The organism is Candidatus Delongbacteria bacterium (genome assembly GCA_041675285.1).
Taxonomy (GTDB): Bacteria; CAIWAD01; CAIWAD01; order CAIWAD01; family CAIWAD01; genus CAIWAD01.
In genome coordinates, this window is record JBAYTZ010000001.1 from 280,420 (window position 1) to 293,118 (window position 12,699).

The window sequence follows — 12,699 nt, forward strand, 5'->3', positions numbered from 1 at the left end:
AAGAGATTGGGAATGATGAACAGGATGCGCAGGGGACACCTCGGAATTGACGGACGGTTCTCGCACGCAAGATGACACGCGTTCCAACTTGCTCCAACTGGAGGCGAGCTGATTTTTGCCAGCCTGACGATGGTGGGGTGGCGGCTTCCCCGGTGTCTGCAAGTGAAGTTTGCCACATTCAGTGCGGATAATGTCCAGGCGGCTCTGAGCTTGACGCACCATCTGCGTGGGCTCGTGTTCGCGATAACAGTAAAACTGTTCGGTTTACAGGAGATATCATGCTGAAGCGCATCGCCCAGAAGGACTTCACCGTCGGCCTGATCGGACTGGGCTACGTGGGGCTGCCCCTGGCCCTGGAATTCGTGGAAAATGGAATCAAGGTCATCGGCTTCGAACTGGATGCCCGCAAGTGCGAGTTCCTCAAGGCGGGGAAGAGCTACATCAAGCACATCCCCACGGAGCGCATCGCGGCGGCGGCGGCCACGGGCCTGCTGGACGCCACCACGGATTTCGACCGGCTGGGCGAGCCCGACGCGCTGCTCATCGCCGTGCCCACGCCGCTGGACGAGCATCGCGAGCCCGACCTGGTGCCGGTGATCAAGGCCACGGAGGCCATCTCCACGCGGCTGCGCAAGGGCCAGCTGGTGGTGCTGGAATCCACCACCTACCCGGGCACCGTGGACGAGGTGATGCGGCCCATCCTGGAGAAGGCCAGCGGCCTCTCCGCCGAGCGCGACTTCTGGCTGGCCTTCAGCCCGGAGCGCGAGGATCCCAACAATCCCAGCTTCAACACGCGCACCATTCCCAAGGTGATCGGCGGCCACACGCCGGAGGCCTCGGCCATCGCCAAGGCGATCTACGACCACGTCATCGTCAAGACCGTGATGGTCTCCTCGACGCGCGCCGCCGAGGCCACCAAGCTGCTGGAGAACATCTACCGCTCGGTGAACATCGCCATGATCAACGAGCTGAAGATGGTCTTCGACCGGATGGGCATCGACGTCTGGGAGGTCATCGAGGCCGCCAAGACCAAGCCCTTCGGCTTCCAGGCCTTCTACCCGGGCCCGGGCCTGGGCGGGCACTGCATTCCCATCGACCCCTTCTACCTGACCTGGAAGGCCAAGGAATTCGACATCAACACGCGCTTCATCGAGCTGGCCGGCGAGATCAACACGGGCATGCCCGAGTACGTGGTCAACCGCACCATGCACGCGCTGAACGCGCAGAAGAAGGCCATCAACGGCAGCCGCGTGCTGCTGCTGGGCATGGCCTACAAGAAGAACATCGACGACATGCGCGAGTCGCCCTCCATCAAGCTGGTGGAGCTGCTGACCAAGGTGGGCGCCGTGGTGGAGTACCACGACCCCTACATCCCGACCTACCACGACGAGCATGGCGCGGACATCCACCTGAACAGCGTGCCGCTGACCCCCGAGATGCTGCGCGGCTACGACGTGGTGCTGATCTCCACCGACCACGACGACGTGGACTACGGCATGGTGGTGGCGAACTCCAGCCTGGTGGTGGACACGCGCAACGCCACCAAGGCCGTCACCAGCGGCCGCGAGAAGATCTTCAAGGCCTAAGCGCCTGTCGGACCTGGAGCGACGAAACACGGTGCGGCGCGGGACTCGGAACGGGTCCCGCTTCGCATGCCCCCACACCGACTGAATCTGGAACGGGAGACGATGAGCGAGCGAATTCCCTTCTGCCTGCCCGACATCACCGAGCGCGAGATCGCCGAGGTGGTGGACACCCTGCGCAGCGGCTGGCTGACCACCGGCCCCAAAACCCGGCGCTTCGAGCAGGCCTTCGCCGAGTACGCCCACGCCCCGCACGCCGTGGCGCTCAATTCCTGCACGGCCGCCTTGCACATGGCGCTCTCGGCCGTGGGCCTGGAGCGTGGCGACGAGGTGATCACCACGCCCTACACCTTCGTGGCCAGCGCCGAGACCATCGTGTATCACGGCGCGCGCCCGGTTTTCGTGGATGTGGACCCGCACACGCTCTGCCTCGACCCGGCGAAGATCGAGGCGGCCATCACGCCGCGCACGAAGGCCATCGTCCCGGTGGACATCGCCGGCCACCCGGCGCCCCTGGACGAGATCCTGGCCATCGCCCGCGCCCATGGCCTGAAGGTGGTGGAGGACGCGGCCCACGCCACGGAGACCTGGTACAAGGACCGCAAGGTGGGCAGCATCGCCGACGCCACGGCCTTCTCCTTCTACGCCACCAAGAACCTCTCCACCGGCGAGGGCGGGATGCTGACCTGCGCCGACGACGAGCTGGCGGCCCGGGCGCGGATCATCAGCCTGCACGGGATGAGCAAGGACGCCTGGAAGCGCTACGACAAGGGCGGCAGCTGGTTCTACGAGATCGTCGAGACCGGCTACAAGTACAACCTGACGGACTTGGCCGCCGCGCTGGGGCTGGTGCAGCTCGAGCGCATCGGCGAGATGCGGGCCCGCCGGCTGGCGCTCAAGGCCCTGCTCTTCGAGGTCCTGGGCCGCGAGCCCGAGCTGTTCACCCTGCCCGCCGAGGGCGCGGGGCACCAGCACGCCTGGCACCTGTTCATGCTGCGCTTGAACCTCGAGGCCCTGAGCATCGACCGCGCGCGCTTCATCGAGGAGATGGCCGCCCGGGAGGTGAGCGCCTCGGTGCACTTCATCCCCGTCCACCTGCACCCCTGGTACCGCACGACCTTCGGCTACCGGGGCGGCGAGTATCCGGTGGCCGAGGCCGAGTACGCGCGCGAGATCAGCCTGCCCTTCTTCAGCGCCATGAGCGACGCCCAGGCCCTGCGCGTGGCCGAGGTCTGCCTGGAGATCGCCCGGAGCCACCGCCGCTGATGGCCAAGCGCGGACTCGACCTGCTGCTGGCGACGCTGGGCCTGCTGCTCGTCTGGCCCCTGCTGGCCGGGGCGGCCCTCTGGATCCGGCTGGACAGCCCGGGCCCCGTGCTCTTCCGCCAGGAGCGGGTGGGCCGCCGGGGCCGGCCCTTCCGGATCCTCAAGTTCCGCACCATGCGCGAAACGGCCGAGCCGGGCCGGCAGATCACCGTGGGGCAGGATCCGCGCATCACGCGCAGCGGTCGCTGGCTGCGGGCCAGCAAGCTCGACGAACTGCCCCAACTCTTCAACGTGTTGAAGGGCGAGATGAGTTTCGTGGGGCCGCGGCCGGAAGTGCCGCGCTACGTGGCCTTCTACACCGAGGAGGAGCGCCGGGTGCTGGAGCTGCGTCCGGGCATCACGGACCTGGCCTCCATCAAGTACCGGCACGAGGCGGAGATCCTGGCCGCCGCCGCGGATCCCGAGCGCACCTACGTGGACGAGGTCATGCGCGACAAGCTGCGCATCAACCTGGAGTACGCGCGCCGGGCCGGGCTGAAAGCGGATCTGGGCGTGATCCTGGCGACGCTGGGCGCGCTCTTCAAACGGCACTAGGAGTCTGTCGGGCTTGGACCTTGGATGGGATTCGCGTCCCAGTCGAGGCCGGTTTTTCGGAGATTTCGCAGCGCATACTGGGGGTATGTGCAAGAAAGCTCCGGAAAATCCGGGCCGGGTGGCCCGACGCCAGCGTCGGGTGGGGCGATGAAGCCCGCCAAGTGGCCAAGGCCGACAGACTCCTAGGTTGATTCTCGTGCCCGATTTGCGTTCTTTGGGACGCGCCAGCGCAGCCGAGATTCGTCAGACAGCCCAGCAAAGGACGCCGTGGACCTCCTCGAACGCCTGAATCCCTACCGGCGGATTCTCATCCTCAGCATGGACGTGGGCATCTCTGCCCTCGTGTACTACCTGTCCTTCCTGATCCTGGGCAGCGGGCGGATACCCGAGGTGGTCTGGCCCATCCTGACCTCGGGCCTGGCCGTGATGGTGCCCGTCCGGTTGGTGGTCTTCAACTTCTCCGGCCTCTACCGCGGCATCATGAAGTACGCCAGCATCGACGACCTGAAGAACATCTTCCGGGCCGTCGCGCTGGGCAGCCTGCTCTTCATTTTCGTCCTGCTCCTGCTGCGCGGCCTGCACGTGCCCCACTTCGCGGACTTCCCGGAGTGGGTCCTGCTCATCGACTGGACCCTGAACATCATCTTCATCGGCGGCAGCCGCTTCATGGTGCGCGCCCTGCGCAGCTACCGGCCCACCGCCCTGCCCGAGGCCGCTCGCGTGCTGATCGTGGGCGCCGGGGACGCGGGTGAGTCCATCCTGCGCGAGATTCACTTCAACCCGCGCAGCCAGTTCGAGGTCATCGGACTGCTGGACGACGATCCCAGCAAGCTCCACAAGCAGATCCACGGCGTGCTCGTGCTGGGCTCCACGGGGGACCTGGGCGACGTGTTCTCCTCCTACGACGTGGACCAGGTCTTCATCGCCGTGCCCAACGCGCCGGCCGAGCTGATCCGCCGCATCGTGGAGCAGTGCCGGCGCCACAACGTCACCTTCCGCAAGCTGCCCGCCGTACGCGACCTGATCGACGGCCGCGTCTCCATCAGCCAGCTGCGCGAAGTGCAGTTGGAGGACCTGCTGGGCCGGGACGCGGTCAAGCTGGACCTGCTCTCCATCGGGCGCTTCATCTCCGGACGCACCGTGCTGGTCACGGGGGCGGCGGGCTCCATCGGCAGCGAACTCTGCCGCCAGGTGCTGACCTTCGAACCCACCCGGCTGATCTGTTTCGACCACAACGAGAACGGCCTCTACGCCCTGATGCAGGAGTTCTCGTCTCGGCCCGACCGCAACCGCATCGAGCCCATCGTGGGCTCCATCGTGGAGTCCAGCCGCGTGGAGTGGCTGTTCCGCGAGCACAAGCCGGCCGTGGTCTTCCACGCCGCTGCCCACAAGCACGTGCCCATGATGGAGCGCAACCGCGACGAGGCCGTGCGCAACAACGTGCAGGGCACGCGCCTGCTGGCCGAAGCCGCCCACCGGCATGGGGTGGAGAAGTTCGTGATGATCTCCACCGACAAGGCGGTCAACCCCTCCAGCACCATGGGCGTCTGCAAGCGCGTGGCCGAGCTGCTGGTGCGCGAACTGGACGCGCGCTCCGAGACCCAGTTCATGACCGTGCGCTTCGGCAACGTGCTGGGCAGCGCGGGCAGCGTGGTGCCGCTCTTCAAGACGCAGATCCGCGCCGGCGGGCCGATCACCATCACGCACCCGGACATCGAACGCTACTTCATGACCATCTTCGAGGCCGTGCAGCTGGTGATCCAGGCCGCGGCCCTGGGCCAGGGCGGCGAAATCTTCGTGCTGGACATGGGTTCACCCATGAAGATCATCGACATGGCCCGCAACCTGATCACGCTCTCCGGCCTCCAGGAGGGCGTGGACATCGACATCGAGATCGTGGGTCTGCGCCAGGGCGAGAAGATGACCGAGGAACTTTGGGTCACGGGCGAGCAGCTGCTGCCCACCCTGCATCCCAAGATCAGCGTCGCCGTGCCCGAGCACGAGGCGGATCCCGGTCAGCTGAACGGGCATTTGGAAGACCTGCTGTCATTGGTAGATTCCGGACGGGATCAGGAAATCGTCCAACAATTGCGGACCATCGTTCCCACCTACACCCCGGTGGCGGGCGACAACCGGCGCTTCTAGCGCGCTGTGCCGGCGCCCGGGCGGGCCCGGTGTCCGGAATTCTCGGCCTTGCATCGAGTCCCAAGCGGGAGAGTGCTGTCGAACCTTGATACGTTGTCGTCGCCTTGCGGAGTCCCGCCGCTGAAGTTGGGCGGGGGAGAACCCGATTCCAAGGAGTAGCCGACCGCCTCGTGGGAGCGGGCCACGGTGGATCCACCGGCCCTTCGTTCGCATGACGGTCGGCACAGCCAGACAGGGTACAAGACCATGCACTCAGCCCTTGCGCGCTTCCGCGCCCTGCCTCTGCTCAGCCTGCTGCTGCTGGCCTCCGCCAGCCAGGCCCTCACCTCCCGCATCCTGCACCAGGACGAGCAATCCATCCGGGTCGAGGTGGATCTCTCGGACTTGCGTGTGGAGCCCCGGGAGAGCGCCGCCGGCCTGCGCGGGGTGCCGCTCTCGGCGGGCGCGATTCTGGCCCAGGAAGGGGACCGGACCTGGCTGAGCGCGCCTCTCCTGTTGGCCGTGCCGCCGGGCACCCGGCCCAGCCTGCGCATCCTGCGCGAGGAGCGTCGCACGGAGGAGTGGCCGGCCCCGCCCACGCTGGGCGCGGACAGCCTGACGGCCCCCGCCGGCGGTCCGGAGCGGGCGGGTCTGCGCCTGCTGGACCTGGGCTGGCAGCGCTCCCAGAAACTGCAGCGCCTGGCCGTGGACGTGGCCGTGCACGACGGCGCCTGGAGCCGGCTCACGGAGCTGGAGTTCGAACTGGTCTTCCTGCCGGAATCCGGCGAGCAGGACCGCCTGAGCCAGTCGGCACCCGCCGGGCGGCGCGCCTGGCGCGAATCCCCGGTTTTCGAACAGCTGCTGGACAAGTCGGTGCTCAACGCCGCCCAGTCCCGGGCCTGGCGGACGGATCCCCGCCGCCTGCAGTCCCGCCCGGCCGCCCCGCTGAGTGGCGTGAACCCTGCCTTCCAGGACGAGTGGATCCAGCGCATCATGGTGGACCACGACGGCCTGGTGAGCGTCAGCGGCCAGGACCTGCGCGACGCGGGCATGGACCTGGACGAGATCGATCCGGCCACCCTCTCCCTCTGGGAAGGGGAGCAGGAACGGCCGCTCCTGCTGCTGGACGGCGGCGACGCGCGCTTCGATCCCGGCGACAGTTTCATCTTCGCCGGCCGGGCCCGCCGGGGCGACGCGTTCCCCACGGACTTCTTCAGTCCCCAGAACGCCTACTTCCTGACCTGGGGCCACGGCACGGGGCGCCGTTTCGTGGAACGGGGGGCCGCGCCGCTGGAAGGCCTGCCCGATCAGGAGAGCTACCGCCACCTGCAGCACATCGAGCGCAACTCACTCTGGACCTCGCTCAAGGGCGACCCGAAGGCGCCCACCGAGACGGATCACTGGCAGTGGCTGGCCATGCAGGCCGTGAACGAACCAGCCACCTATGCCGTGACCGTGACCCTGGAAGATCCGCTGGGCAGCGGGTCCGAGAGTCTGGACCACATCCGCTTCGCCCTGCGCGGCGAATCCGAGCTCAGCAGCACGGGCGCGGATCACCACCTGATCGTCAGGCTGGATGGCCAATGGGTGGGGGACATTGAAGCCGCCCAGCGCGACGAGACCATCACCGGCTGGTTCCCGCTGGCCCCCGGGCAGCTGGCCGGCCGGACACAAGCCCAGTTGGATTTCGAGCTGCCGCTGGACCGGGGCGTGGACTTCGACTACAACTATCTCAACTGGATCCAACTGGACTACCTGCGCGAGCTGACCCTGCAGACGGATGGGCAGTTGCAGCTCCCGCTCGAACAGGTGGAGGCGGCCAATCAGGTCATCGGCGGCCTGCGCAGTGACAATCCGCTCATCCTCAGCGAGGACGGCTGGATCCTGCGCGGAGCCTGGCCGGTGGCGGGGCGCACCGACGCCCAGCGTGCGCACCTGGCCGGCGTGGCGGGCGACCTGTTCATCAGCGATCGCGCCAGCCTGCAGGCCCCGGCTGCCATCGTCCGGCACGCCAACGTGCATCTGCGGGACACGGACCAGCAGGCGGACATGCTCATCGTCGCGCCGGCGCAGTACCACGCGGCCCTCCAGGATTTGGTGGATTTCCACGAGCAGTCCCTGAGCGTGCGCGTGGTGGACATCGAGGCGATCTACAGCGAATTCAACCAGGGCCGGATGCACACCGGGGCGATCCAAGACTTCCTGCATTGGACCTTCGAGCAGTGGCAGAGTCCGGCCCCCGCCTACCTGACCCTGGTGGGCCGGGCCAGCCGGGCCAACGACATTCAGCTGGCCTTCAATCCGCGCTACCGTACCCAGGTCCCCACTTGGTGGGTGCAGACGAACACCTCCGGCGCCACGGCCACGGACGAGATCTTCACCTACTTGGTGGGCGCGGACAGTTTGTGGTCGGGCAACGAACTGCTGGAGGTGGTGCCCGACACCTTTCAGGACCTGCTGGTGGGGCGGATCTCGGTCTACAACGGGACCCAGTTGACGGACTACCTGCGCAAGCATCGGGAATACCGCGAGCGCAGCGTGCCCGGCAAGTGGATGGAGACCCAGGTCATGGCCGCGGACGGCGGCAACGACCAGGTTTTCGAAGTGGGTAATGAGTTCATCGTCCGGGGCGTCATTCCCGAGGCCTATCCGGCGGCGGAAATCCACGTGCGGGCCGATTCCCCCTACCACGGCGGGGCGTTGGATTTCATCGACCTGTTCAATGACGGCTGCACGGTGCTCAACTACAACGGGCACGGCGCCATCGGCATCCTCTCCTCGAGCAGCCTGTTCCGGGCCACGGATATCCGCTTCCTGACCAATCGCGGCAAGTATCCCATCAGTTTCGCCTGGTCCTGTCTGGTGGGCTATTACGACGACCCGGACTCGGCCTCCATGGCCGAGCTGCTGCTGCGCAAAGCCAACGCGGGCTCCATCGCCTTCTACGGCTCCTCGGCCAAGGCCACCATCAACGTGGACAACCCGTTGATGATGCAGTACTTCTACAACCAGTACGCCGAGGAGCCCCTCACGCTGGGCCAGATCGTCCAGTTGACGGAGAACAGCCTGCTGCTCACCGGCAACACGGCGGACATCATCCACATGTACAACCTGCTGGGCGACCCGGCCCTGGTGCCGGCCTTCCCGCGCCACCACCTGCGGCCCGAGCCCGGGCTGCTCCAGCTGGACGGCGGCCAGCCGGCCCAGTTCATCCTGCGCACGGATCCGCCGGGGCTCAGCGGCACGCTGGAGGCCACCTTCCTGCCCCACGCCCGGCGGCCCAGCAATTTCCAGGGCAGCAACCTGCGCACCTACAGCCTGGCTTTCAGCGACGGCCAGAGCGTGAGTTTCAACCTGCCCACCATCAACGAGACCCGGGAAGCCAAACTGCTGCTGGCCCTGAACACCAGCCAGGGCCGGGCGGTGGGCGCGCTGCCGCTCTTCCTCAATGCGCCCTATGCCGCGCTGGGCAGCCACAGCCCGGAGCGCGGGCTGGCGGGCGCGCCGCTCCAGTTCCGCTTCGAGTCGCCCCTGGCCGTGGACTCGGTGCGCGTGCTCACAAATCTCAGCGAGTCCTCGCTGGCCAGCATGAACATGGGCTCCCTGGGCGGCGGCGTGTTCGTGCGCCAGATCGACGCGCTGCCGGCGACCGGCCCGAACACCTACCTCGCCCTGACCGCGGACTGGCTGCAGGGCTGGAACGTGGAGGTGGAGGACTACCCCTACTTCCAGTCCGGCGGCCTGATCTACCGCTTCCGCATTTTCGACGGCGAGCCCTGGACGGATGCCGACGGCGACCGCCGCCACGACGCGGAGGAGGCCTACGAGGATCACAACGGCAACGGCCAGTGGGATCCGCCAGGGGAGCCCTTCGTGGACGCGGACGGCAGCGGCGCCTGGAGCCCGGGCGAGAGCTGGACGGACGTCAACGCCAACGGGCTGCGCGACGGCTGGATCGACCTGGACGGCCGCTACGTGAGCATCCTGGAGAATGAGCGGATCGCCGCCGTGGACACGTTGATCGCCGTGCGGCAAGGCGCAGGCGGCCTGAGCGCCGGGCTGCGCTGGACGGCCTCCGTCAACCGGCCCCTCAACCAGGCCAGCGCGCGCATCACGCGGCAGGACGGCGAGACGTGGACGCCGGTCTGGGAAGGGCGCGTGCCTGCCGTGACGGGTCCGCAGACACTGGAAGCCCTGGTGGCGCTGGCCCCGGGCGCCCAGCGTCTGCGCTGCGTGGTGGGTCCGCTCTGGCAGGACGACGTCGCCCTGGGCGGCGTGGACAGCCTCGTCCTGGCGGACGCCTTCACCCTGCTCACGCCGCTGGCGGGTTCGGGCGGCGGGCTACCCCTGGACGCCGCGGGCCATTGGAACCTGCAGGTGCCGGCCGGTCAGCTGCAGGCTCCCGTGCAGCTGGATCCTGTTCTGCACGACGTGGCCGTGCCGCCCCTGCGCGAGGCCGAGCAGGGCCAGCCCGGACTGGGTCTGCTGCGGGCCTCCGACACTCATCCCAACCTGCGCGCGCTGGATCTGGCCCCTCGGCCGGCCGAGCGCTCCGCCGCCGACCGTCAACCGGCGTCCTCCAGTCTGGCCTGCAGCCTGCCCGCCGGCCCGCGTTTCCAGTTCCCCGACGCCGTGCTGGGCGACAGCCTGCCGCTGGCCCTGGCCCGCTGGGTGCCGGAGCGCGGCCTCTGGGTGGTCCAGCCGGGTAGCGCCAGCCAGGACGCGGGTACCTGGCGGCTGGAGAGCGCGCTGACCTTTGAGGACGGCTGGGTGCTGCCCGTGGCCCTGCGCGACCAGCAGGGACCCGCGCTGAGCATCCAGGCCGCCGGCCAGTGGTTCGCGCCGGGCGACGTGGTGCCCAGCGAGCCGACCTTCCAATTCCTGCTCAGCGACCCCGACGGGCTGGACCTGGGCGAGGGCCTCTCGGCGCCCCAGCTTCTGCTGGACGGCGTGGCCGTGCCCGCCGAGCAGCTGCAGGTGGGTGAGGGCACCACGGGCGTCCAGCTGCAGTGGAGCCCGGGCCTGCAGGCGGCGGGCTCGGAACACCAGCTGACCCTGCGCAGCTGGGACGCCCTGGGCAACGAAAGCGAGCTGGTCACGCCCTTCCGCGTGGCCACGGGGCTGCGGATGGAGTTCTTCGCCAACCACCCCAATCCCTTCCAGGACGAGACCACCTTCGCCTGGCAGCTCAGCAACGTGCCGCGCAGCCTGCGCTTCGAGATCTACACGGCCGCCGGCCGGCTGGTGCGGCGCATCCAGATCCCCACGCCACGCATCGGCTACGACGAGTACACGTGGGACGGGCGCGACCAGAAGGGCCGCGACGTGGCCAACGGCGTCTACTTCCTGCGCGTGGTGGCCGACGGCAGCGCCGCCGTCGACGAGGTCTACAAGCTTGCGAGGCTCCGCTGATGACGACCCCCACCTGCACTTCGCGTCCGGGGCGGCGCGCGTCCCGGCTCGCCGGCGGCTGGACGCGCCGGGCCCTCTGCCTGCTGCTGCTCGGTCCCGCCGGACTTCAGGCCAGCGAGTACGCGGCGGACTTCATCCACCTGGGCACGGGCGCCGACGCCGCGGGCATGGCGGGCGCCTGGAGCACGAGCAAGTCCTACGCCACCAGCTTCTTCTGGAATCCCGCACTGGTTGTGGACGACCAGCCGCTCAAGGTCTATGCCGAGGGCGTCAGCCTGTTCGACGGCCTCTCGTCCTACCAGAGCGCGGCCCTGCAGTGGCAGGTCCGGGAACGCTGGGCGCTCAGCGCCGGAGCCCAGGTCAACCTGGTCACGGACATCCCGCGCTACGCGGCCCTGGCCGACGGCCGGGATCCCAGCAACCCCGACGACCGCTCCAACGGCGCCACGAGCGGCAGCGCCTTCGACAGCCGTTCCACGGCCCTCACCGTGGGCCTCAGCCGCGAATTCTGGTTCGACATCCTGCTGGGGCAGGGTCTGCTGCGCAACCGGCTGCCCGCGCGCCTGGCCGTGGGGTCCTCCCTGCGCCTGGTGCGCGAGAACCTGGACGAGGTGGGGGCCAGCGGCAGCGGCGTGGACCTGGGTATCAAGCTGATGGTCGCCGAACCGGCGCGGGTGGGCGAGCGCGGCCGGCGCGAGTTCGTGCTGGCCGTGGCCCGGCACAACCTGGTGGCCCAGGACCTGGACTGGGACACGCCCTCGGGCCAGCAGGACGCGCTGCCCGGCGGCATGCGGGCCGGCTTCTCCTACCAGGACGAGTGGCGCCGCCTGGCCTTGGGCTGGCGCGTGGCGCTGGAGTACGACGACCTCTACGACGGCACCTGGCATCTGGGCACGGAGTGGGATCTGCGGCGCGTGCTGATCCTGCGCGGCGGCGTGGCCGCGCCGGACTTCGGCGAGGCCCAGCTCAGCCTGGGGGCGGGCTTCCACCTGCGCCACGCCCAGGTGAACTACGCCTTCACCCAGCACGAGCTGGGCGGCAGCCACCGGGTGAGTCTGGAACTGCGCTACTGAGCGACTGAGCGACTGAGCGACTTCAGGTCCTTCCGCCCTTGACCCCGGGGCGGAAGGACCTTATGTTATCACCAAAACAGAACTAAAATAGTCCAAGAAGGAGAACCCCTCATGACCTGGTCCGACATGCCGAGCTACGATCCCGTGGCCGTCCAGCCCATGCGCGAGGAACTGCTGGCCGTGGGCTTCCGCGAGCTGCTGGATCCCGCCGCCGTGGACGAGGCCCTGGCGCAGACCGGCGGCAGCACGCTGGTGGTGATCAACAGCGTCTGCGGCTGCGCGGCGGGCAACATGCGTCCGGGCGTGGCCCTGGCCCTGCAGAACGGCCGGATCCCCGACCGCCTCTGGACCGTCTTCGCCGGGATGGAGAAACTGGCCGTCCGGCGCGTGCGCGAGCACCTGGGCCCCCTGCCCGAGTCCAGCCCCTTCCTGGCGCTGTTCCGCGACGGCGAGCTGGTCTGGGCCCTGCCCCGGCCCCAATTGGAGCAGCGCACGGCCGTGGACGTGGCCGCCGCCCTGGTGGAGGCCTTCGAGCAGCACTGCCAGCGCAGCGGGCCCTCCATTCCGCCCGCGCAGTTCGAGCAGCTGGGATTCACGGCCACCTGCGGCTGCTCGCTGCAGGCCTAGGCTCGAGTTCCGCGGCCGTTC

7 protein-coding genes are annotated in these 12,699 nt (G+C 68.6%); all 7 read left to right on the forward strand.

Going from position 1 to position 12,699, the window contains the following annotated elements; genetic code table 11:
* The first annotated feature begins 278 nt into the window (after positions 1-278).
* The 7 genes from WC326_01010 to WC326_01040 all read left to right on the forward strand — a co-directional run bounded on the left by WC326_01010 (position 279) and on the right by WC326_01040 (position 12,678).
* Positions 279-1,586, forward strand: coding sequence for a nucleotide sugar dehydrogenase (locus WC326_01010; GenBank protein ID MFA7329628.1), 1,308 nt, complete (start codon positions 279-281; stop codon positions 1,584-1,586).
* A 102-nt stretch (positions 1,587-1,688) separates the two neighbouring features.
* A complete protein-coding gene (locus tag WC326_01015; protein ID MFA7329629.1) occupies positions 1,689-2,849 on the forward strand; it encodes a DegT/DnrJ/EryC1/StrS family aminotransferase in 1,161 nt (386 codons plus the stop codon).
* On the forward strand, positions 2,849-3,442 hold the full coding sequence (locus WC326_01020) for a sugar transferase (GenBank protein MFA7329630.1): 594 nt from the start codon (positions 2,849-2,851) through the stop codon (positions 3,440-3,442). Before WC326_01015 ends, WC326_01020 begins: the two co-directional genes overlap by 1 nt.
* Positions 3,443-3,709: 267 nt before the next feature.
* The gene (locus WC326_01025; protein MFA7329631.1) at positions 3,710-5,587 is read left to right on the forward strand and encodes a nucleoside-diphosphate sugar epimerase/dehydratase; all 1,878 of its coding nucleotides are present in this window, start codon (positions 3,710-3,712) and stop codon (positions 5,585-5,587) included.
* 246 nt (positions 5,588-5,833) lie between these two features.
* Positions 5,834-10,978, forward strand: coding sequence for a C25 family cysteine peptidase (locus tag WC326_01030; protein MFA7329632.1), 5,145 nt, complete (start codon positions 5,834-5,836; stop codon positions 10,976-10,978).
* On the forward strand, positions 10,978-12,051 hold the full coding sequence (locus WC326_01035; protein MFA7329633.1) for a hypothetical protein: 1,074 nt from the start codon (positions 10,978-10,980) through the stop codon (positions 12,049-12,051). The genes WC326_01030 and WC326_01035 overlap by 1 nt, the downstream gene beginning before the upstream one ends.
* Before the next feature lie 111 nt (positions 12,052-12,162).
* On the forward strand, positions 12,163-12,678 hold the full coding sequence (locus WC326_01040) for a BrxA/BrxB family bacilliredoxin (GenBank protein ID MFA7329634.1): 516 nt from the start codon (positions 12,163-12,165) through the stop codon (positions 12,676-12,678).
* Positions 12,679-12,699: the final 21 nt, after the last annotated feature.